This is a genomic window from Pimelobacter simplex (assembly GCF_024662235.1).
Lineage (GTDB): Bacteria > Actinomycetota > Actinomycetes > Propionibacteriales > Nocardioidaceae > Nocardioides.
The window spans coordinates 4624741-4646332 of the sequence record NZ_CP096276.1; the positions used below are offsets into that span (position 1 = coordinate 4624741).

General features: G+C 74.0%; 22 protein-coding genes. 13 read left to right on the plus strand and 9 right to left on the minus strand.

What is annotated here, in order from left to right; all coding sequences use genetic code 11:
- Window positions 1-3 precede the first annotated feature (3 nt).
- Window positions 4-1974, plus strand: a complete 1971-nt coding sequence (gene acs, locus M0M48_RS22655; RefSeq protein WP_257752852.1) for an acetate--CoA ligase — start codon at window positions 4-6, stop codon at window positions 1972-1974.
- A gap of 3 nt (window positions 1975-1977) precedes the next feature.
- Here the strand turns inward: acs and M0M48_RS22660 are convergent, their stop codons facing one another.
- Complete coding sequence (locus M0M48_RS22660) at window positions 1978-2862, minus strand: alpha/beta fold hydrolase (protein ID WP_257752853.1); 885 nt, start codon at window positions 2860-2862, stop codon at window positions 1978-1980.
- 80 nt (window positions 2863-2942) lie between these two features.
- On the opposite strand from M0M48_RS22660, the gene M0M48_RS22665 reads away from it, so the two are divergent.
- Together M0M48_RS22665 and M0M48_RS22670 are read left to right on the plus strand one after the other, a co-directional pair.
- Window positions 2943-3575 carry a winged helix-turn-helix transcriptional regulator gene (locus tag M0M48_RS22665; protein ID WP_257752854.1) on the plus strand — a complete coding sequence of 211 codons (633 nt, stop codon included), beginning with the start codon at window positions 2943-2945 and terminating at the stop codon, window positions 3573-3575.
- 9 nt (window positions 3576-3584) lie between these two features.
- Window positions 3585-4001, plus strand: a complete 417-nt coding sequence (locus M0M48_RS22670; RefSeq protein ID WP_215812343.1) for a pyridoxamine 5'-phosphate oxidase family protein — start codon at window positions 3585-3587, stop codon at window positions 3999-4001.
- Here the strand turns inward: M0M48_RS22670 and nhaA are convergent.
- Window positions 3955-5364 carry a Na+/H+ antiporter NhaA gene (gene nhaA, locus M0M48_RS22675; protein WP_257752855.1) on the minus strand — a complete coding sequence of 470 codons (1410 nt, stop codon included), beginning with the start codon at window positions 5362-5364 and terminating at the stop codon, window positions 3955-3957. The genes M0M48_RS22670 and nhaA overlap by 47 nt on opposite strands.
- Window positions 5365-5476: 112 nt before the next feature.
- Here nhaA and M0M48_RS22680 point away from each other — a divergent pair, with 112 nt between their 5' ends.
- The 6 genes from M0M48_RS22680 to M0M48_RS22705 all read left to right on the plus strand — a co-directional run bounded on the left by M0M48_RS22680 (window position 5477) and on the right by M0M48_RS22705 (window position 10211).
- Window positions 5477-5884, plus strand: a complete 408-nt coding sequence (locus M0M48_RS22680) for a phage holin family protein (RefSeq protein ID WP_215812341.1) — start codon at window positions 5477-5479, stop codon at window positions 5882-5884.
- Between the two features lie 24 nt (window positions 5885-5908).
- Window positions 5909-6775, plus strand: a complete 867-nt coding sequence (locus tag M0M48_RS22685; RefSeq protein WP_215812340.1) for a fructosamine kinase family protein — start codon at window positions 5909-5911, stop codon at window positions 6773-6775.
- Between the two features lie 143 nt (window positions 6776-6918).
- A complete protein-coding gene (locus tag M0M48_RS22690) occupies window positions 6919-7632 on the plus strand; it encodes a response regulator transcription factor (protein WP_308220337.1) in 714 nt (237 codons plus the stop codon).
- Window positions 7629-9056, plus strand: a complete 1428-nt coding sequence (locus M0M48_RS22695) for a sensor histidine kinase (protein WP_215812339.1) — start codon at window positions 7629-7631, stop codon at window positions 9054-9056. Before M0M48_RS22690 ends, M0M48_RS22695 begins: the two co-directional genes overlap by 4 nt.
- Entirely contained in the window at window positions 9043-9630 is a 588-nt protein-coding gene (locus M0M48_RS22700; RefSeq protein ID WP_215812338.1) for a hypothetical protein, read from the plus strand. Before M0M48_RS22695 ends, M0M48_RS22700 begins: the two co-directional genes overlap by 14 nt.
- Window positions 9631-9671: 41 nt before the next feature.
- Window positions 9672-10211 (plus strand): pyridoxamine 5'-phosphate oxidase family protein, encoded by a 540-nt coding sequence (locus M0M48_RS22705; RefSeq protein WP_257752856.1) that lies wholly within the window; start codon window positions 9672-9674, stop codon window positions 10209-10211.
- A 179-nt stretch (window positions 10212-10390) separates the two neighbouring features.
- Here the strand turns inward: M0M48_RS22705 and M0M48_RS22710 are convergent, their stop codons facing one another.
- Genes M0M48_RS22710 through M0M48_RS22725 form a run of 4 tightly spaced genes read right to left on the minus strand, consistent with a single transcriptional unit; the run spans window position 10391 to window position 16738 of the window.
- Window positions 10391-11644, minus strand: coding sequence for an anthranilate synthase component I family protein (locus M0M48_RS22710; protein ID WP_257752857.1), 1254 nt, complete (start codon window positions 11642-11644; stop codon window positions 10391-10393).
- On the minus strand, window positions 11638-12210 hold the full coding sequence (locus M0M48_RS22715; RefSeq protein ID WP_257752858.1) for an anthranilate synthase component II: 573 nt from the start codon (window positions 12208-12210) through the stop codon (window positions 11638-11640). Before M0M48_RS22715 ends, M0M48_RS22710 begins: the two co-directional genes overlap by 7 nt.
- 7 nt (window positions 12211-12217) lie before the next feature.
- Window positions 12218-14143 (minus strand): anthranilate synthase family protein, encoded by a 1926-nt coding sequence (locus M0M48_RS22720; RefSeq protein ID WP_257752859.1) that lies wholly within the window; start codon window positions 14141-14143, stop codon window positions 12218-12220.
- 60 nt (window positions 14144-14203) lie between these two features.
- Window positions 14204-16738 (minus strand): CHAT domain-containing protein, encoded by a 2535-nt coding sequence (locus tag M0M48_RS22725; RefSeq protein ID WP_257752860.1) that lies wholly within the window; start codon window positions 16736-16738, stop codon window positions 14204-14206.
- A 93-nt stretch (window positions 16739-16831) separates the two neighbouring features.
- Between M0M48_RS22725 and M0M48_RS22730 the strand changes: the two genes are divergently transcribed.
- On the plus strand, window positions 16832-18151 hold the full coding sequence (locus M0M48_RS22730) for a S8 family peptidase (protein ID WP_257752861.1): 1320 nt from the start codon (window positions 16832-16834) through the stop codon (window positions 18149-18151).
- 7 nt (window positions 18152-18158) lie between these two features.
- Here M0M48_RS22730 and M0M48_RS22735 read toward each other — a convergent pair whose 3' ends face one another.
- On the minus strand, window positions 18159-18626 hold the full coding sequence (locus M0M48_RS22735) for a hypothetical protein (RefSeq protein WP_257752862.1): 468 nt from the start codon (window positions 18624-18626) through the stop codon (window positions 18159-18161).
- Window positions 18623-19201, minus strand: a complete 579-nt coding sequence (locus M0M48_RS22740) for an RNA polymerase sigma factor (RefSeq protein WP_215812330.1) — start codon at window positions 19199-19201, stop codon at window positions 18623-18625. Before M0M48_RS22740 ends, M0M48_RS22735 begins: the two co-directional genes overlap by 4 nt.
- 135 nt (window positions 19202-19336) lie before the next feature.
- On the opposite strand from M0M48_RS22740, the gene M0M48_RS22745 reads away from it, so the two are divergent.
- Window positions 19337-19723 (plus strand): hypothetical protein, encoded by a 387-nt coding sequence (locus M0M48_RS22745; RefSeq protein WP_215812329.1) that lies wholly within the window; start codon window positions 19337-19339, stop codon window positions 19721-19723.
- A complete protein-coding gene (locus tag M0M48_RS22750; RefSeq protein ID WP_257752863.1) occupies window positions 19720-19968 on the plus strand; it encodes a LuxR C-terminal-related transcriptional regulator in 249 nt (82 codons plus the stop codon). The genes M0M48_RS22745 and M0M48_RS22750 overlap by 4 nt, the downstream gene beginning before the upstream one ends.
- Window positions 19969-20188: 220 nt before the next feature.
- Here M0M48_RS22750 and M0M48_RS22755 read toward each other — a convergent pair whose 3' ends face one another.
- Window positions 20189-20320 (minus strand): hypothetical protein, encoded by a 132-nt coding sequence (locus tag M0M48_RS22755; RefSeq protein WP_257752864.1) that lies wholly within the window; start codon window positions 20318-20320, stop codon window positions 20189-20191.
- A gap of 211 nt (window positions 20321-20531) precedes the next feature.
- On the opposite strand from M0M48_RS22755, the gene M0M48_RS22760 reads away from it, so the two are divergent.
- Window positions 20532-21572, plus strand: a complete 1041-nt coding sequence (locus M0M48_RS22760) for an AraC family transcriptional regulator (RefSeq protein WP_257752865.1) — start codon at window positions 20532-20534, stop codon at window positions 21570-21572.
- Window positions 21573-21592: the final 20 nt, after the last annotated feature.

Sequence of the window (21592 nt, forward strand, 5' to 3'; positions counted from 1 at the left end):
ACCGTGAGTGACACCGAGGAGACCCTGGCGAACCTGCTGCGCGAGGACCGTCGGTTCGAACCGCCGGCCGAGCTCGCCGCCGCCGCCAACGTCAAGGCCGACGCCTACGACGCCGCGCGCGCCGACCGCGACGCCTTCTGGGCCGCGCAGGCCGAGCGGCTGACCTGGGCCACGCCCTGGGATCGGGTCCTCGACTGGGACAACCCGCCGTTCGCGAAGTGGTTCGTGGGCGGCACGCTCAACGCGGCGTACAACTGCGTGGACCGGCACGTCGAGGCCGGTCGCGGCGACAAGGTCGCGATCCACTGGGTCGGCGAGCCCGAGGGCGACACCCGCGACCTCACCTACGCCCAGCTCAAGGACGAGGTGTCCCAGGCCGCCAACGCGCTGACCGCGCTCGGGGTCGGCACCGGCGACCGGGTCGCGATCTACATGCCGATGATCCCCGAGGCGATCGTGGCGATGCTGGCCTGCGCCCGCATCGGCGCGCCCCACACGGTCGTGTTCGGCGGCTTCTCCGCCGACGCGCTCGCCTCGCGCATCGACGACTGCCAGGCCAAGGTCGTCATCACCTCCGACGGCGGCTACCGCCGCGGTGCCCCGTCCGCGCTCAAGCCCGCGGTCGACGAGGCCCGCACCAAGACCGACAAGATCGAGAAGGTCCTCGTCGTGCGCCGCACCGGCCAGGACGTCGCCTGGGACGACGGCGTGGACGTGTGGTGGCACGACGCCGTCGGCGGAGCCTCCACCGAGCACACGCCCGAGGCGTTCGACGCCGAGCACCCGCTCTACGTCATGTACACCTCCGGCACGACCGGCAAGCCCAAGGGCATCCTGCACACCACCGGCGGCTACCTGACCGGCGCGTCGTACACGCACCACGCGGTCTTCGACCTCAAGCCCGAGACCGACGTCTACTGGTGCACCGCCGACATCGGCTGGGTGACCGGGCACTCCTACATCGTCTACGGCCCGCTGGCCAACGGCGTCACACAGGTGCTCTACGAGGGCACGCCCGACAGCCCGGAGCCGGGTCGCTGGTGGAAGATCATCCAGGACTACGGCGTCACGCTGTTCTACACCGCCCCGACCGCGATCCGCTCGTTCATGAAGCAGGGCCGCGAGGTCCCCGACCGCTACGACATGTCCTCGCTGCGGATCCTCGGCTCGGTGGGCGAGCCGATCAACCCCGAGGCCTACGTCTGGTACCGCCACGTCATCGGCGGCGACCGTACGCCGGTCGTCGACACCTGGTGGCAGACCGAGACCGGTGCGGTGATGATCTCCCCCCTGCCCGGCGTCACCGCGGGCAAGCCGGGCTCGGCGATGACCGCCATCCCCGGCATCGAGGCCGACGTCGTCGACGACGAGGGCCGCTCGGTCCCGAACGGCTCCGGGGGCTATCTCGTCATCACCTCGCCGTGGCCCTCGATGCTGCGCACGCTGTGGGGCGACGACGCCCGCTACGTCGACACCTACTGGTCGCGGTTCAAGGCACAGGGCTACTACTTCGCCGGCGACGGCGCCAAGAAGGACGAGGACGGCGACATCTGGGTGCTCGGCCGGGTCGACGACGTCATGAACGTCTCGGGTCACCGGCTCTCGACCACCGAGATCGAGTCCGCCCTGGTCTCGCACCCCAAGGTCGCCGAGGCGGCCGTCGTGGGCGCCTCGGACCCCGACACCGGCCAGGCCGTGGTCGCCTACGTCATCTTGCGCAACGAGGCCGGCGACGGAGGACCCGACATCGTCAAGGAGCTCTCGGACCACGTCCGCAGCCAGATCGGCCCGATCGCCAAGCCGCGCCAGATCATGATCGTCCCCGAGCTGCCCAAGACACGCTCGGGCAAGATCATGCGCCGGCTGCTGCGCGACGTGGCCGAGGGCCGCACGGTCGGGGACACGCAGACGCTCGCGGACGCCTCGATCATGGACCTGATCTCGGCCGGCCAGGCCACGTCGACGGAGGACTGAGCGTCAGGACGTGAGCCAGCCGCGCACCGCGGCGGCGAACTCCTCGGGGGCGTCGGACTCGACATAGAGTCCGGCGCCCTCGACGATCACGGTGGTGTGGTCGGGGAAGCTCGCCTCCAGGCGCTCGCGCTCCTGGGGCCGGAAGACCCGGTCCGCACCGCCCCACACGATGAGCAGCGGCAGGTGGGACAGACCGGCCAGGCCGGACTCGACCTCGGCGAGGAACGACCGGCTCGCCGTGATCCGGCTGGGGAGCACGGCGGCCGCCTGGCGCCGGGCGGGCGTGGCCTGGGCCTGGCGGTAGTGCGCCATCTCGGCCGCGGTGACCTTCCGCCGGCGGTGGCCGGTCGGCACGAAGGCGTTGACGACGAGGTTCAGCCGCCGGGCGAGGAAACGCAGCGGGCTCGACCCACCGATGCGGGAGAAGAACTCGAAGTAGAGGTCCCCGTTGACCGGCCAGGCCCAGGTGTTGGCGAGCACGAGCCGCTCGAACACCTCGGGACGCCGCCGCGCCACCGCGAGCCCGATCGGGCCACCCCAGTCCTGGCCGACCAGCGTGACGCCGTCGAGGCCGAGCGCGTCCGCGAACCCCGCGACGACACCGGCGTGCTCCTCCGGCAGGAACCGGTAGCCCGGCGCCGGGCTCGACAGGCCGAAGCCCGGGTAGTCGAGCGCGATGCAGCGGAAGTCGGCGCGCAGCGCGGTGATCACGTCGCGCCACAGGAAGGACCAGGTCGGGTTGCCGTGCAGGAGCAGCAGCACCGGGCCGGTCCCCTCGTCGACGTAGTGGACGGTGTGCCCGTCCACCTCGACGAAGCGGCTGCGGAACGGGAACAGGTCGTCGTCGACCCAGGCAGGACGGGTGCGCAGGGCGGGCTGCTCGGCCATGGGGAAGGTCTCCTCTGTCGGCAGGCACGGGAGTAGACTTGAAATTGTCAGACTCACTTGAGAAAAACAAGTAGGTGCCCGTGAAGAGCTACGGTCAGTTCTGCGGCCTCGCCCGCTCCCTCGACACGGTCGGCGACCGGTGGAACCTGCTCATCGTGCGCCAGCTCCTCATCGGCCCGGCCCGGTACGGCGACCTGCGCGCCGGCCTCCCCGGGCTCGCGACCAACCTGCTCGCCGACCGGCTGCGCGACCTCGAGTCCGCCGGCGTCGTACGACGCGAGGTGGCCGCCAACGGCAACGCGGTCGCCTACGCCCTCACCGAGTGGGGCGCCGAGCTGCGGGAGCCGATCGAGGCCCTGATCCGCTGGTCGACCCCGCTGATGGTCGAGGGGCCCCGTACCGACCACTTCGACCCGGGCTGGCTGCACGTCGCGCTGCCCGCGCTGCTGCGCGAGCGGGCCCGGGGCCGCCGTACGGTGACGATCGGGCTGGCCGTCGACGGCGCTCCCCTCCTGCTCCGGGTCAGCCGGTCCGGGCCCACCGTCGAGGCGGCCGACGGGCGGGCGGTCGACGCCACGGTCCGCACCTCGGCCCACGTGCTCCTCGGTCTCGCCGCGGGGGCCCTCACCCTGGCCGATGCCCAGGCCTGGGGCGCGGTCGAGGTGGAGGGCGACCTGGACGCCGTGCGCGAGGTCCTCGCGGGTGCCGCGTAGCGTGGCCCCGTGCCGTCCTACGCGCCCGTCGACTGGTCCGCGCTGCCCGCGCCCCTCGCCGACTTCTGGTCCGAGTACCACCTCTGCACGCTGAGCACGCTCGACCGCTCCGGTGCCCCGCACGCCGTCCCGGTCGGCGCCACGCTCGACCCCGACCTCGGCTGCGCCTGGATCATCACGCGCCGCGGGTCGCAGAAGGTCCGCAACATCCTGCGCGACCCCCGCCTCACGATCACCCAGGTCGACCGCGGCCGCTGGGCATCGCTCGTCGGCACCGGCGAGGTGCTCGAGGACGAGGAGTCGATCGCCCGGGCCTGCGAGCGGTACGCCGCCCGCTACCGGACGCCGACGCCCAACCCCGAGCGGGTCGCCGTACGGATCAGCGTGGAGCGGGTGCTCGGCTCGGCTCAGGTGCTGCCGGACTGACCTCCGCCGCGGCCGGGCGTCCCCGCCCCGCGAGCAGCAGCAGCCCGACACCCACGACCGCGGCGACCATCGACGCGACGAGGATCCCGACCTTGGCGTCGTCGGTGAGCACGGGCGAGCCCGGGAACGACAGCCCGGCGATGAACAGCGAGACCGTGAACCCGATGCCGGCCACCGCGCCGACCCCGATGACCTGGAGCCAGCCGGTGCCCTCGGGCATCCGGGCGATGCCCAGCCGGACCGCGACGAAGCAGGCCAGCGCGATGCCGAGCGGCTTGCCGAGGACCAGTCCGGCGCCGATGCCGAGGCCGACGGTCGAGGTGAGCGCGTCGCCGAGGACGCCGCCGCCGAGCGCGACGCCGGCGTTGGCGAGCGCGAACACCGGCAGCACGACGTACGCCGACAGGGGGTGGAGCCGGGTCTGCAGCCGCTCCACCATCGGCACCGACTCCCCGATGAGGAAGCGCAGCCGGCGCAGCTCGTCGGCGTCGAGCTCGTTGTCGCGCAGCCCGTCGACGGCGTAGTCGGTGGCGACCTCGGGCCGCAGCAGCGCCCCGGCCGGGGTGAGCAGGCCGATCGCGACGCCCGCGAGCGTCGCGTGCACGCCGGACTCGAGCAGCGCGAACCAGGCGCCGACGCCGATCACGACGTAGACGGGGACCGCCCAGACACGCAGCGCGCGCAGTACCGCCATCAGCGCGATCAGGGCCACCGCGACGGCGAGCCACACGAAGGAGACGTCGGCGGTGTAGAAGACGGCGATCACCAGGATCGCCCCGATGTCGTCGACGATCGCGAGGGTGAGCAGGAACAGGCGCGCCGCCGACGGGACCCGGCGCCCGAGCAGGCCGAGGACGCCGACCGCGAACGCGATGTCGGTCGCCATCGGGATGCCCCAGCCGGCCCCCGTCTCGGGACCGCCGGCGATCACGACGTAGACCAGCGCGGGCACGACCATGCCGCCGACGGCCGCGACGATCGGCAGCGCAGCCGTGCGCGGGTCGCGCAGGTCGCCGTGGACCATCTCGTGCTTGATCTCCAGGCCCACGACGAAGAAGAAGATCGTCATCAGGCCGTCGTTGACCCAGTGCTGGAGCGACTCCTCGATCCGCCAGCTGCCGATCTCGAGCGCGATCGGGGTGTGCCAGAACCGGTCGTAGCCCTCGGCCCAGCCGTGGAACGGCAGGTTGACCCAGAGCAGCGCGGCGATCGTGGCCGTGAGCAGCAGCACCGAGCCCGCGGACTCGATGCGGAGGAACTCGCGCACCGGGCGGCCGACGTACTTGGCGAGGGGCTTGTCGCTCGCGGTCCAGACCGGCCCTTGGCGCCAGAGGTCGTCGGAGGGGGGCGGGGTTGCGGGCACAGAGAGCTCCTGGTGTCAGGTGGGGTCGGGCATGCACATGCCGACCAGACTTCCCGGCTCACCTGCCGCCCATCGTATCGGGAGTCGCTCCCTAATCGGTAAGGTCGGCGCCATGGCCATCGAACCGCTCCGCGAAGAGCCGACCATCGGGCGCCTCATCAAGGACGCGCAGACCGACTTCTCCACGATCATGCGCAAGGAGATCCAGCTCGCCAAGGCCGAGCTCAAGGTCAGCGTGACGGCCGGTGGCGTCGGGCTCGGTCTGGTCGCGGCGGCGGGCTTCCTGCTGGTGCTCGCGGTGATCATGCTGTCGGTGGCGATCGCCTACTTCATCCACTGGAACGGCCAGGGCCTCAGCCTGCACTGGGCCTTCCTCATCGTGTTCGGCTTCTACGTCCTCCTGGCCGCGCTCCTGGTCTTCCTGGCGGTGCGCAGCTTCAAGAAGGTCAAGGCGCCCGAGCGCGCCATCGAGCAGGGTCGCGAGATCCCGCGCGCCCTCAAGGGCCAGGCCCAGGCCTGATCCGACGAAGGACGAGGGGGTCCGATGGCGCGGCAGCCGGTCGTCGCCGGTAGGGCCGAACAGCTGCTCGGCTCGGCCGTGGTGGCGACCGCGCCCGTGGCCGGCGGCGACATCTCGACGGCGGTCAAGCTGCGGCTGTCCAACGGCCGGACCGCCTTCCTCAAGACGCTCACCAATGCACCGCCGCGGTTCTTCGCGACCGAGGCCGCCGGCCTGCGCTGGCTCGCCGACGGCGCCGACGACGGCGGGGTCGCGACCCCCGAGGTCCTCGCCGTCGACGACGACTGCCTGATCCTGGAGTGGGTCGAGGCAGGGCGCCCCCACGCCGAGGGAGCCGGACGCTTCGGCCGCGCCCTCGCGGCCACCCACGCCCGCGGCGCCGACGCCTTCGGCGCTCCCGACGACGGCTACATCGGCCGGCTGCCCCTGCCCAACCGGACGCTGCCGACCTGGGCCGAGTTCTACGCCGAGCGGCGGATCGCGCCCTACCTCAAGGTGCTGCGCGACAAGGGGATCGTCTCGGCCGAGGACGCCGCCACCGTCGAGGCGGCGGTCGCGCGCGGCGCGGCCGTCGTACCGGACGAGGCGCCCGCGCGCCTGCACGGCGACCTCTGGAACGGCAACGTCATCTGGACCAACGACGACCGTGCCGTCGTCGTCGACCCGGCCGCCTACGGCGGGCACCGCGAGGTCGACCTGGCGATGCTGGCGCTCTTCGGACTCCCCCAGCTGCCCCAGGTGATGGCGGCCTACGACGAGGCCGCCCCGCTCGCCGATGGCTGGGAGGAGCGGCTCGGGTTCCACCAGCTGTTCCCGCTCCTCGTGCACGCCTGCCTGTTCGGGGGCCAGTACGGCGCCCGCGCGGCCAAGGTCGCCCAGCGCTACCTCTGACCCTGCCCCCTCCGCCGAAGTACGCCGGTTGCTCCCTCGAAGTGCGCCGGTTGCACCGTGCAACCCCCGCACCTCGAACCAGCAACCGGCACACTTCGTGCACCTCTCAGCCCGCACTCAGGGGGTTGGGCCATGATGGGGGCGTGTCCAGCCGCTCCCCCGTGCCCCACCGCGTCCTCGTCGTCGACGACGACCGTGCCGTGCGCGAGTCGCTGCGGCGCTCCCTCGCCTTCAACGGGTACGACGTGCACCTGGCCGGCGACGGCGCCGAGGCGCTGGCCGGCATCGGGGCCGTGGCCCCCGACGTGGTCGTGATGGACGTGATGATGCCCAAGCTCGACGGGCTCGAGGCGACCCGCGCGCTGCGGGCCGCGGGCAACGACATCCCGATCCTGGTGCTGACCGCGCGCGACGCCGTCGGCGACCGGGTCGAGGGCCTCGACGCCGGCGCCGACGACTACCTGACCAAGCCCTTCGCGCTCGAGGAGCTGCTGGCCCGGCTGCGCGCGCTGCTGCGCCGGGTGACGCCCATCGAGGACGGCGCCGAGGAGGAGGTCCTCTCCTTCGCCGACCTCACCATGAACGTCACCACCCGCGAGGTCCGCCGCGGCACCCGCCTCATCGAGCTGACCCGGACCGAGTTCACCCTGCTCGAGATGTTCCTGCGCCGGCCCCGGCGGGTGCTCGACCGCAGCTTCATCCTCGAGGAGGTGTGGGGCTACGACTTCCCCACCACCGCCAACTCCCTCGAGGTCTACGTCGGCTACCTGCGCCGCAAGACCGAGGCCGAGGGCGAGACGCGCCTGATCCACACCGTCCGCGGCATCGGGTACGTCCTGCGCGCGACCGAGTCATGACCGGCTGGGGTCTCGCGGTCGGCCCCGGCGTCGACGGCCGCTGGCACTACCGCCGCTCCCTCGCGAGCCGGGTCATCTGGCTGACCACCATCGCGGTCGCGATGTCGGTGGCACTGGTCGCGGTCGGCGCCTACATCACCGCGCGGGTCCAGATGCAGCAGGCGCTGGACGACGCGCTGGTCTCGCGGGCCCAGAGCGCGGCCAAGTCCGACACCCTGCTCAAGGCCGGCGCCGCCGGGGTTCCTCCCTGGGCGCTGGGCGCCGGCGACGTCCGGATCGCGTTCCTCTACTTCGAGGGCACGCGGGTGATCCTCGACCGCGGCCCGGACATCGAGTTCGGCGAGGCGGAGCTGGCGGTCGCGCAGGGCGAGCGGTCCGAGAGCCTGCGCACCATCCTCATCGCGGGCGCGCGCTACCGGATGGTCGCCGTCCCGGTCCGGAGCAAGGCCGGCCTCGCGCTGATCATCGCCCAGCCCCTGGCCGACCAGGACCGCACGCTCGCCCGGCTCGGCTGGGTGACGCTCGCGTTCGGCATCTTCGGCGTCCTCGCGGCCGGCCTCGGCGGTTGGGCGGTCGCGAGCAACGGCCTGCGCCCGGTCCGCCGGCTCAGCGCCTCGGTCGAGGAGATCGCCCGCACCGAGGACTTCACCCCCCTGCCCGTCGAGGGCGACGACGAGGTCGCCCGCCTCTCGACCGCCTTCAACCACCTCCTCATCGCGCTCGACGCCAGCCGGGTCCGACAACGCCAGCTCGTGGCCGACGCCAGCCACGAGCTCCGGACGCCGCTGACGGCGCTGCGCACCAACATCGACCTGCTCACCATGACCGCGCGCGGGGACGGCGGGCTCGAGGGCCTGCCGCCCGAGGCGCGCGACGAGCTCCTGGACGACGTCCGTGCCCAGATCGAGGAGCTCACCACGCTCATCGGCGACCTCACCGAGCTCGCCCGCGACGAGCCGATCCCGATCCAGGTCGAGCCGGTCGACCTCGCCGACGTCGTCGACCACGCCGTCCAGCGCGTACGCCGGCGAGCGCCCGGCATCACCTTCGAGGTCTTCACCCGCTCCTGGTGGGTGATCGGCGAGGACGCCGAGTTGGAGCGGGCGGTGACCAACCTGCTCGACAACGCCGCCAAGTGGAGCCCCGAGGGCGGGCAGGTCGACGTACGCCTCAGCGACGGGGTGCTCACCGTCGACGACCAGGGCCCCGGCATCGCCGAGAACGACCGGGCGAGCATCTTCGACCGGTTCTGGCGCTCGCCGGACGCCCGGACGATGCCCGGCTCGGGCCTCGGCCTGGCCATCGTGCGCCAGGTCGCCGAGCGCCACTCCGGCTCGGTCCACGCCACCGCCAACGCCAGTGGCGGAGCACGCCTCGTGCTCCGCATCCCCGGACGGGAGAAGAACCCCCATGTCACGACGTAGCGCCGTCCCCTTCCAGCTCGCGGGAGTCGCCGTGCTCGGCCTGCTCCTCGCGGCCTGCGGCGGCGACAAGGTCGGCCCCAAGCCGGACCTGCCGACCACGACCCCCGCGTTGTGGAACCCCTGCGACTCGCTCGACACGACGTTCGTCCAGCGGCAGTACGGCGTCGCCACCACCAAGCACGCCGGCTCGCCGACCAAGCCCGAGTGCCGGTTCACGCCCGAGGACGAGAAGTCGGGCGACCCGGTCGTCACCGCCAACTACATCCTCTTCCCGGGCACGCTCGACGACGCCTGGAAGACGATGGGCCAGCGCGACGACGCCGACGTGCGCCGGCCCAAGATCGACGCCGCCGACGACGCCCGGATCGTCGTCAACGCCACCAAGAAGCAGCTCTACGTCACCGGGTTCGTCCAGAACGGCGTCCTCATCCAGCAGGTCGACGTCGTCGACCCGAAGCCGTACGACGAGGCCAGGATCGTGCGCGCGGTCGAGGAGACACTCACCCTGCTCTCGCGCCAGGCCGACGCCAAGGAGGTCGGCAAGACGCCGGAGCCGAGCCCGTCCGCGGGCTAGCCCGGCGATGAGTCGGCCGGCCGGCCGCGGTCGGTACCGGCATGGACACCCTGAACCTCGCGGAGCGCTACGCCGCGCCGCCGATCGCCTGGTCCGAGGTCACCGGCCTGGTGGACGCGGGCTACGCCCAGGCCACGGTGGACGCCGGCCCCGGCCGGCACACCTGCTGGCTGACCAGCCTCAACGCCGACGGGAGCCCGCACACCAACGCGGTGGGCGGCCTGTGGCGCGATGCTTCCTTCTGGTTCGTCACCGGGCTGAGCACGCGCCGCGGGCGCAACCTCGCGCGTGACCCGCGCTGCACCCTGGCGCTGAGCCTGCGCGAGCTCGACCTCGTCGTCGAGGGTCGCGCCGCGCTGGTCACCGACCCTGCCGACCTGACCGAGCTGGCCGCGCTCTGGAACGCCGAGGGCTGGCCGTGCGAGCTCGACCCCACCGCCGAGCCCGGCCCGGCGCTCACCGCGCCCTTCAGCGCACAGTCGGCGGGCGGACCGCCGTGGCACGTGTTCCGGCTCGTCGCGGCGTCGGCGCACGCCGTGCAGACGGTGGAGCCGCACGGCGCGACGCGCTGGCGGTTCTAGGGCGTGTCTCTCAAGACCGCGCCGTCGCGAGCGGCGTTTGCGGCCGATCTGGCAAGGCGGAGCAGCGAAGGCGGGCCACATCGACAACAGAGCCCGTCGAGTCTGCGACCCCGTCACTCGCGAGCCGCCAGATCGAGTCGCAAACGCCGCGCAGCAGGCGCGGACTTGGGAGACACGCCCTAGGGGTTGATCGCCTGGAGCAGCCGGGCGGCCTTCCACTCGGTCTCGGCGTGCTCCTCGTCGAGGTCGCTGGCGACGGTGATCCCGCCGCCGGTGCCGAGCACGTACTCGTCGCAGCCGCCCGCCGTCACCAGTGACCGGATGATGACGCCGAGGTCGGCCCGGCCGTCGCCGGAGATCCAGCCGAACGCGCCGGAGTAGGCCCCGCGCGGGCTCGCCTCGACCTCCTCGATGATCTCCATCGTGCGCAGCTTGGGCGCTCCCGTCATCGATCCGGCCGGGAAGAGCGCGCGCAGCGCCCCGACGGTCGTGACGTCGTCGCGCAGCCGGCCGCGCACCGTCGAGACGAGCTGGTGGACCGAGGCGTAGGACTCCACCTCCATCAGCGCCGGTACGGCGACCGTCCCGACGTCGCACACCGTCGCGAGGTCGTTGCGGAGCAGGTCGACGATCATCAGGTTCTCGGCCCGGAACTTCGGGTCGCTCGCGAGCCGCTCGCGCGCCTCGGCGTCCTCGGCCGGCGTGGCGCCGCGCGCGGTGGTGCCCTTGATCGGCTTGGTCTCCAGCGTGCGGTCGTCGGTGACGAGGGCGTAGCGCTCCGGCGACGAGCTGAGCAGCCAGGCCCGGGCGCCCGCGACGTCGTGCTGGAGGAAGCCCGCATAGGGCGCCGGGTTGAGCGCCCGCAGCCGCAGGTACGCCGCCGCGGGGCTGAGCGGGCTGCTCGCCCGGGTCCGGTAGGTCAGGTTGACCTCGTAGGAGTTGCCGGCGTGCAGGTGCTCCTGGACCGTCGCGAACGCCGCGGCGTAGGCCGCGGGCGTGGCCACCGGTGGCGGCGCACCCCCCGCCCCCAGGCTGGTCGCGGGCGGGGTGATCGGGTGCTCGTACTCGCGCAGGTGCGAGGGCCGCAACCACACGGCGTCCGGCAGGTCCGGGTCGGGCGTGGCGGGGAGGTCGGCGCGGGCGGCGTACCCGAAGTAGCCGAACCACTGGTCGGTCGGGCTCCCGGCCGCGAGCTCGGCCTCCAGCACGGCGAACGGGTCGTCGCCGACGACCTCCGCCCGCCCCCCGGCGTGCCGGGTGACCTCGCGCCGCGCGGCGTCGTAGGTCAGCGAGACGTCGTCGTCGTCGAGCCAGCCGAGGATCGACCGGCGCCGCGACCAGTCCCGCGCACCCCCACCGTCGAGCCACACGCAGCGGTCGTGCCGAGCCTGGATCCGGGCGAACGCCTCGGCGGGGTCGCCCTGGGTCACCATCGGCCGAGGAAGTTCTCGACGAGGCGAGCGCCGTGCTCGGTGAGCACCGACTCGGGGTGGAACTGCACGCCCATGATCGGCAGCGTCACGTGTTCCACGCCCATGGTCAACCCACTGCGCTCGTCGACCGCCGTCGCCCGCAGGCTCGCGGGCAGCTCGACCGCCGCCAGCGAGTGGTAGCGGATCGCCTCGAACGGCGACGGCACCCCCGCGAACAGCCCCGTCCCGTCGTGCCGGACCCGGGCACTGACGCCGTGGCCGGGCGCGACGCGGGCGACCCGGCCGCCGTACGTGGTGACGATGCCTTGCATGCCCAGGCAGACCCCCAGCACCGGCCGGGTCCCGGCGGCCAGCGCCGCCCGGCCGACGGCGAAGTCGCGCTCGTCGTCAGGGTGACCGGGGCCGGGCGAGAGGACGACATACGCGTGGCTCAGGACGTCGTCCGCGGCGACCTCGTCGTGCTGGACGACGGTCGGCAGCACGCCGGTGACGCCCGCGACCAGGTGCACCAGGTTCCAGGTGTAGGAGTCGTGGTGGTCGACGACCACCACGTCCGGCGCGCTCAACCGGGGCTCACAGCAGGACGGCGGACACCAGGTCGTGCACGATGTCGAAGCCCCGCTCGGTGAGGATCGACTCGGCGTGGAACTGCACGCCCCGGTAGTGCGGGCCCGCGAGGGCGTCCACGTCACCGGTGGTCGCGTCGGCGTCGACGCTCACGCCGGGCGGCAGCTCGTCGCCGGGCGCGACCCGGCCGACGAAGGTGTTGTAGAAGCCGACCTTCTCGGGGCGGCCACCGAGCAGCACCGAGGCCTGGGTGCCCTGGAAGACGATGTCCTTGTAGGCGAGCGGGATGCCGAGCTGGTGGCACAGCGCCTGGTGGCCGAGGCAGACCGCGACGAACGGCTTCTCGTGGGCCAGCAGCCAGGAGACGGCGGCGCGCAGCTGGGCCATCTTGGGGTCGGCGTCGTCGCGGGGGTCGCCCGGGCCGGGACCGACGATGACGAGGTCGTAGCCGTCGAGGACGCCGTCGGCATAGTCCTCGTGCCGTACGACGGCGCTGGTCATGCCCATCCGCGCGAGCATGTGGCGCAGCATGTTCACGAAGTCGTCCTCGCCGTCGAGGATGACCGCGCTCTTGCCCGCCAGGCGCGGGTCGGACGGCGTGCCCGCCTGGTCGGCGAGCCAGAAGCCGGAGAGCCGGTTGTTGCGGCTGTTGAGGGCGATGAGGACCTCTTCGTCGGCGACGAGGGTCGCGACGTCGGTGGTCGGGATCGGCGCGGGCGGCACCAGGCCGAAGGCGGAGAGGATGCCGCCGGCCTTGGCGTGCGTCTCCGCCACCTCGTACGCCGGGTCCGAGTCGCGCACCAGGGTGGCGCCCGCGGTGACCTTGAGGCTGCCGTCGAGCGCGACGTCGGCGGTACGGATGACGATCGGGCTGTCGACGACGGGGGCGCCGTCGGCGTCGCGGCCGAAGAGGGCGAGCGCGGAGGCGTAGTAGCCGCGGCCCTCGGGTTCGTACTGCTTGATGAGCCGGCAGGCGTTCTCGACGGGCGAGCCGGTGACCGTGGCGGCGTACATGGTGTCGCGCAGGACCTCGCGCACGTCGCGGGTGGTGCGACCGGCGAGGAGGTACTCGGTGTGGATGAGGTGGGTCATCGGCTTGAGGAACGGCCCGAGCACCTGGCCGCCCTCGGTGCAGATGTCGCACATCATCTTGAGCTCTTCGTCGACGACCATGAAGAGCTCGTAGATCTCCTTCTCGTCGCGCAGGAACTCGCGCATCCGCGCCTCGGTGCTGCGGGTGTCGCCGGCGGGCGGGCGCAGGTGGAAGGTGCCGGAGATCGGGTTCATCCGCACGTCGCCGCCGTGCACCGAGACGTGCCGCTCGGGCGAGGCGCCGATGAGGAAGCGGTCGCCGGTGAAGAAGACGAACGTCCAGTACGCCCCGCGCTCGCGCTCGAGCAGCCGGCGGTAGACGGTGAGCGCGACCTCGGCGCTCCAGTCGGCGACCACCGCGCGGTAGTTGCGGCCGACGACGAGGTTCGCCCCCTCGCCCTGGCCGATCTCCTCGTCGATGATCGAGGCGACGATCTTGGCGTACTCCTCGTCGGAGGTCTCGAAGCCGCCACGCTCGGTGAACTCGACGGGGACCTCGTCGATCGCCGCGACCACGTCGGCCACGGAGAACTCGTGCTCCTCCTGGACGTCGACGACGACGAGCGGCGTACCGTCGTCGTGAGCGTCGAAGCCGCGCTCGGACACCTGCCGGAAAGGTACGGCGACCAGCCGGTCGCAGATGTGCCCCGGCTCCGGAACCCCCGTCTCGAGCGGGATGTCCATGATCGACTCGACGATGCTGCGGGTGCCGCCGAGGACGCCGACGGTGTCGCGGTCGCCCGCCCGGGTGGAGCGCCGGATGATCGCCCAGGCCTCGTGCCCCTGGACGGCCGTGATGGCTTCCCGGGCGGTGAGGGGGGTGCTGGGCTGATCAGACATGGCACCGATTCTAGGAGTGGCGAGGATGCGGGCGCGCCCGCGTCCGGAACGGGAGCTCCCCTAGACCCCGAGCGCGACGAACGCCGCGGCCGTGCCGGCGGCCACCGCATCCCCCGCCGTACGACGGCGCACGGCGAGCAGCGCCGCCGCGGGGTCGCTCCCGGCGGCCAGGGCCGCGTGGAGGTCGACCATGAGCGCGGCCGTGGCCGCGTCGTTGACCTCGCCGACGCTGCTGACCAGGCCCGCGGTGCCGAGCGCGAACAGGGCCGCGGCGAGACCGAGCAGCTCGTCGGCGCCGACCGGGGCCAGGACGCCGGACTCGCACGCCGACAGCACCACCCGGTACGGCGCCCGCGCGAGCCGCTCCAGGTCGTGCACGGTGAGCGGCCCGTCCGCCAGGTCGAGCGCGGAGAACAGCGGGCTGTCCGCGCGGAACCGTCCGTGGGTGGCGAGGTGGGCCAGCCGGGCGCCGTCGAGGTGAGCGAGCACGGCCTCCACGGTGGCCCGGTCGCCGTCGAGCAGCACGGCCTCGGGGTGGCGGGCGGCGAGGACCGGCACCTCGGCCCCGCCCGAGGCCAGGTCGGGCCCGGCGACGAGCACGGTGCCGACGTCCGCACCCGCGCCCGGGCGCGCGGCCCGGGCCCGCAGCCACTGACCGGCGGACGGGACGACCGCGAACGGGCGGGCGTCCAGCGCGGGCAGCAGCGACCAGGCCAGCCCGTGCAGGCGGGCGGTCGGGGCGAGCACGACGGGACCGTCGGGCAGCAGCCGGACCGCGTCGCCGAGCACCGCCTCCTCGAGCCGCCGGCCGATCGCGGCCGGGTCGGCGGGGCGGCCGCGGGCGGCCCGGCGCAGCAGCATGCCGGCCGGGCCCAGGAGGGCGGTGACGTCGGCGGTGGCGCCGGCCACGCGACGCCGTACGGTCCCGCGGTGGGCGACGAGGACGTGCAGCACCCCGTCGACGTCGACGAGCTCGACCAGGCAGGTGTCGTCCGCGGCGGTCGCGGCGAGGACCTCGTCGACGCTCACGCCCCGGTGCCGCGCGGCCGCGGCCGTCTGTTGGTGGCTCTCGGCCCGGACCGCGCGCTCCAGGCGGCGCCGCTCGCGCTCCAGGTCCTCGACGGGGGCGCCCTCGCGCCGCGCCTCGGTGAGCCGGCGGCCGTTGTCGCGCAGCGCGGCCAGCGCCGCGGAGGTGCTCCCGGCGTCGGAGGTCGCAGGCGGCTGGGCCAGCGCGGTGGCGCGGGTCCGCTCGCTCCAGCGCAGCAGGCTGCGGGGGTCTTGAGCCGCGTGGCGCAGCGCGAGCGCGGTCAGCTCGCGGCCGTGGGCGGTCGCCAGGGCGCGCAGCTCGGACGAGCCGATCAGGCGCCGGTGCTCGTCGAGCGCGTCGAGGCCCGCCGCGGCCGCGCGGAGCACGCCGCCCCGGTCGCCGTACGCCTCGCGGTCCAGCGCCCGGGCCTGCCAGGCACCCGCCCGCACCAGCGCGTTCGGGTTCCGGCGGTACGCCGCGGCGCGCTCCCACGCGCCGTGCCGCGCGTCGGCAGGCCCCAGCCGTCCGGCCAGGGTCAGCGCGAGCGGAGCCTCGTCGGCCCCCTCCGCGTCGAGCGCGTCGGCGACCGCGCGCGCCTCGGCCGGGCCACCCCGGACCTGGAGGGCGACCAGCCGCGCTCGCAGCGCGAACCAGGTCCGGCCCTGCCGCACGAAGCGGTCCCGCGCGGCCCGCGCCTCGACCAGCGCCTCCTCCGGCGCACCGGCGGCGAGCAGCGCCTCGGCCAGCGCGAGCCGGAACTGCGCGTCCTCGTGCGGCGCCAGCGTCGTGCTCGCCCCGTAGTCGCGCAGCAGCCGCGCCGCCTCGGGAGCCAGCCCCGCCCGGCGGTACGCGGCCGCGTGGAGCGCGACCGCCTCGAAGCGCGAGGGCCGCCCGGCCGCGCGGTGGGCGGCCAGCACCTCGCCGTAGATCCGCAGGCAGGCCGCCAGGTCGCCCCGCGCACCGGCGATCTCGGCGAGGTTCTCGACGGCCTTGAGCCGCTCGACGGCCGCCCCCTCGGCCGCCAGGACCCGCTCCCCCGCGACGACCTCGCGCTCGGCGAGGTCGACCTGGCCGAGCGCGAGATGGACGTGCCCGAGCCAGATCCGGGCCCGCGCCTCCCAGAGCGGCAGCCCGGCCTCGGCGGCGCCGTCGCGGGCGGCGGTCAGCACCGGCAGCGCGTCGGCGAACCGGCCGACCACGGCCAGCGTGCCGCCGTACCGGAGCTGGACCTGGGCGCCCACCGCCCCCTGAGCCCCCGCGCAGGCGCGGGTCAGGTCGGCGAGACCCGCGGTGGTCCGGCCCGCGAACACCAGGGTGGTGCCGTACGTCGCCCGCACGTCCCGCTCCCGATCGGCATCTCCGCTCCGCCGGGCGTCCGCGATCCCCGCGCGTAGCGCCGCCAGCGCCTCGGGGATCCGGCCCCGGTCGCGGTGCACGATGCCCAGCGCGTGGTGCGCGAAGGAGCGGGCCCTCGGGTCCGACGTACCGGCGAGCAGGGCCGTGGCCCGGCGCACCGTCGCGTCGGGGTCCTCGTTCGCGAGCCCGAGCAGCTCTTCCACCGACTCCATCGACGACCTCGCATCCTTGTCCGGCCCGCGGAGCGGGCACTACGGTAGCGCCGCCGGGAGTCCGCACCACCGGCTCGGACCACAGGAGCGGCCATGAACGATTCCGTCCGTCCCCCCGCGCCGGGAGCGCGCCTGAGCCCTCGGGACGCCGAGCGGCTGCGCATCCAGGTCGGCGTCATCCGCAAGGCGATGAAGCACAAGATCGGCACCGGCCCGGTCAAGGGCTCGGTCCCGCCCCGTGACGACGAGGCGCACTACCTCTTCCGGGCCGGGCACGCGCTGGTCCGCGAGAAGGACGCCGCCCGCATCGACCGGTTCTTCGCCGCCCGGGGCAAGGAGTTCCGCGGCGGCCTGGTCCGCAAGGAGACCCGGATGCCCGGGCTCACCCTGGTCGCGCTGCCCCAGCGGCTCGACGGGCGCGACGACGTCCTGGCCACGCTCGACGAGCTCGACCGCGACCTCGGCCCGGGCCTGGTGACGCCGGACCACGTCGTCTACGTGACCCCGACGGGCACCCTGTGCCCGGCCACCGAGCCGATCGCCGGCAAGGACCTGCCGGACGCCGTCTTCCCCCCGCCCTCCTGCGATCCCTCGATCGGCAAGGGCGTCCGGGTCGGGGTGGTCGACACCGGGATGTGGATGCCGGCCGTGACCAGCCCGGTCACGCCCTGGCTCGACGGGGTCGTCGCCGACCCGGCCGACCAGGAGGTCGTCGACCCCGCCGACATCCATCCCTACGCCGGCCACGGCACCTTCGTGGCGGGCGTGGTCCGCTGCCTGGCGCCCGGGACCCGGATCGAGGTCGAGGGCGTGCTCACCCACGGCGGCGCGGTGTTCGAGTCCGACATCGTCGCCCAGCTCGACGAGGCGCTGCGCGACGACGACCACCCGCAGCTGATCAGCATCTCCGCGGGCACCCACACCCGGCGCGACTTCGCGTTGCTCGCCTTCGAGATCCTGGCCGCGGCGCACGGGCTCGACGACGGCGAGGAGACGCTCGTCATCGCCGCGGCCGGCAACGACGCCAGCAGTGACCGGTTCTGGCCCGCGGCGTTCCCGTGGGTGGTCTCGGTCGGCTCGGTCGATCCCGACGGCGCGGTCTCGGACTACTCCAACGTCGGGCCCTCCTGGGTCGACGTCTACGCGCGCGGGCGCGACCTGGTCAACGCGTTCCCGCAGGGCACCTACACCTGCTACGAACCACCGCACCTGGGCGAGGTCCGGGAGTTCGACGGCCTCGCCCGCTGGAGCGGTACGTCGTTCGCGACCCCCGTCGTCACCGGGCTCGTCGCGGCCCGGATGAGCGCGACCGGCGAGCCCGCGCGGACCGCCTGGGCCGCCGTGCATGCGGCCGGCACCCCGTCGGTCGACCCGCGCGGCGGGCACATCACGACCGTGGGACCGCTGACCTGAGCCTGGCTCAGAGGGTCACCCAGGGCGTGGTGAGCACGCGGTCGTCGCGCTCGACCACCACCCGCAGCGGTCCCAGCGTGACGCCCTCGACCCGGAAGAAGCCGGACACGTCGGCCCGCACCGCCACCGGCGCGGCGTCCGTCCGCTCCAGGCGGACCACGGCGCCCGGCTCACCGACGACCTCGCCGAGCAGCTCGCCGCCGGCGAGGTCGTGCTCCAGCTCGAGGGTCAGCCCGGCCTGTTCGAACGACAGCGTGCGCGGCCCTGCGGCACCCGCGTCCGACGAGCGGACCGCGGCCCCCGCGTCGAGCGCCGAGTCATGCAGCAGCGCCGCCAGCTCGGCGTCGACCGCACGCCAGGTGAAGGCCGCGCGGGCGGCGTCCCGGCGGCGCTGGGGGACGGCGGCCCCGTCGGCCAGCGCCCGGCCCAGCAGCGCGAGCAGCTGGTCGTCGCTCAGGTTCTCGTGCTCACTCATCCGAGCCTCCCCACGAGGTCGGGGCCGAGCCCGCGCAGGGCGCGGGTCCGGCGCAGCTGGTCCAGGGCGCGGGCCCGGGTGGGCCCGATGCTGCCGATCGGCATGCCGAGCAGGCGGCTGATCTCCTCGTAGGCGACCGGCGGGTCGGCGAGCAGCAGCAGGAGCAGCTCGCGCCGCGCCGCGGGCAGCTCGGCCAGCGCCTCGGCCAGCACGTGCACGCGCTCGGCGTCGAGCAGGCCGGCATCGGTGGTGTCCTCGGTGACCGCGTCGAGCCCCGCGTCGTCCTGGGGATCGACCGGACGGACCCGGCCGCGGGCGGCGAGCAGGCGCAGGCACTCGTTGCGGGTGGTGGTCCGGATCCAGCCCGGCAGCGCGTCCGGCTCGCGCAGGTCGCCGAGGTGCTCGACCAGCCGCAGCCACACCGTCTGGCTGACGTCGTCTCCGTCGGCCTCGGTGAGCCGGTGGCGCCGGACGATCGCCTCGACGAGCGGCAGGAAGCGGTCGACGATCGTGTCCCACGCATGCTGGTCTCCTTCCCGCGCGGCGGGGACGAGCATCGAGAGCGGACCGGTCACGGGGGCATCGTCCCGCACAACAGACCCCCGGGCCAGCAGGCGTGATACATCGAATCTCCGGGTATCAGGAGCCGCATGCCCCCGCTCCTCCTTCCACCTGCGGTTTCCCCGTCCGCAGTCCCGGAAGGACCCCCTATGAGCTGGACCGAGACGCACGAGCGCCTCCGCATCATCCGCGAGGTCGAGGCGGTCGCCGCCGCCGACATGAGCGGCGCGGTGCCCTGGCGCGTGGAGTGGCAGCGGTACTTCGACGGACCCGACGGTCTCGTCGCCGCGCTCCGGGCCCGCTGGCTGCGCATGTGCGAGGCCCAGCTCGACGCCGCGCAGGGCGAGGACCAGCTCCACGACGCGCACCGCCGGCTGCGTCGTACGGAGTCCGGGGTGCTCGAGATCCTCCGCAACGTCGAGGCGCGCGACGGCGCCGACCTCGACGTCCTCAGGCTGGCGGGCCCGCGCCGCTCTTCCACCCTCCTCCCGGAGCGGGCCCGCCACACCTCTCCCCGACGTGGGGGCGCGGCATGAGCCTCGGCGCGACGTACGTCGCCGCGACCACCCGGCTGCCGCTGCTCGACCGGCGCGAGCGCCAGGTGCTCCAGCTCGTCGCGCTCGGCAGGAGCCGCGACCAGATCGCGGCCCAGCTCTACCTGGATCCGGTCGCCGTCGAGGAGCTCTGCACGCGGATCTTCGCCACCCTCGAGCTGACGCCGACACCGCACCTGGACCGGCGGGTGCTGGCGGTGCTCACGCTGGGCCAGTCCGCTCCCTAGACCCGACGGCGACGCGGACCGCCTCCGCGACCCGGCCTGTGGGGGGCCGGGTGCGGGGCGGGACGCGACCAGACCCCGTGCCCGCGCACCCGGGATGACAGGTGCGGTGGACACGGGGCCGGCGGGGCCGGCGACCGGGTGGGGCCAGGTCGCCGGCCCTTCACGGCCGACTCGATGATGGGGACAGGGCGAGCGACGGCCGTGGTTCGGGGGCGTGCGGCTAGCGCACGACGGCCAGGACGGCAGGACCGGCGAAGGCGAGCACGACGAGCGCCGCACCGAGCACCACCTGGGCCCGGGCCCGTCGCGAGCGGCGATGCCGGCGCCGGACCGGGCTGGTCGTCATCTGCATGCTGGTGCTCTCCTCGTGGCGCCGGTGTCGCTAGCAACCTAGGGACGCCGGGGCGGGCCTCACCAGCGATCTCCGGCGGGCGTGCGCAAAACGCCGATCCCACGGGGCGTTCGGCGACAGCAGCGGTCTGAGATGCGCCTCAGATCGCCGATTTGCGAACAGTCGTCGACGTTCTGCGATCCCCGCCCCCCGCGCTGCGTTGGGCGCGAGTGTGAGGAAGGAGCACCCGCCCGAGGACCACGCCCGGCTCGACGTCGCGGGAGGCGACGCGTGGGCGGAGCTGGTCGCCGGCGCCTTCGTGCCACTGCGCGTCGACACCGACGAGCCCGGCTTCCGCGGCGCGATGCGCGAGCAGCTGGTCGGCGACCTCGCGATCAGCCAGGTGGCCTCGACCCGGGTGACCGTCTCGCGCACGGCCCGGTCGACGGTGACCGATCCGCGCGAGGTCGTGATGCTGTGCCTGTTCCTGCGGGGGAGCGGTACGACGGTCCAGGACGGCCGGATCACCCAGTTCACCGGGGGCGGCGGTTTCCTCCTCGACGGCGACCAGCCCTACAGCCTGCGCTTCTCCGACGGCAACGAGGTGCTCGCCCTGCGCCTGCCCCGGCAGTACCTGGAGATCAGCAACCACACGCTGGGCCGGCTCACCAGCCGCGAGGTCCCCAAGAGCGCCGCCGGGCTCAACGTGCTGCGCCGCTACCTCTCCGGCCTGGTGGCGATGCGTCGCCCTCTGCCGCAGGAGCAGCTCGAGCAACAGCACGAGCTCGCGCTCGAGCTGCTCCACGCCGCGCTGCACCCGATGGTCTACTCCGAGCACTCCCGGGCGTTGATGAGCGGCGCCGCCATCTTGGCCAGCGCCCGCTGGTTCATCGACGTGCACCACGCCGATCCCCGCCTGACCGTCGAGGACGTCGCCCGCGAGTTCATGGTCTCGCGCCGGCACCTCGAGACGCAGTTCGCGCGCCTCGGGCCCGGACCGGCGGCGTACCTGCGCCGGGTGCGGCTGCGCCACGCCGCGCGGCTGCTCCGCACCGGGCGGCGCGGCCAGGTGGCGGCGATCGCGGCGGCGTCCGGGTTCAGCGACGTCAACACGTTCGTCCGGGCCTTCCGCCGCGAGTACGGCGCCACGCCCGACGAGTGGCGCCGCAGCGAGCAGCGCGGGCCCCGCCCCGGGGCCGCGGAACGCCGCAGGACCGACCTGCTCAGCGACCTCAGCGGCTTCGACTGGACCGATCCGGGCTTCGACGCATGACGAAGCAAATCGACGATTTG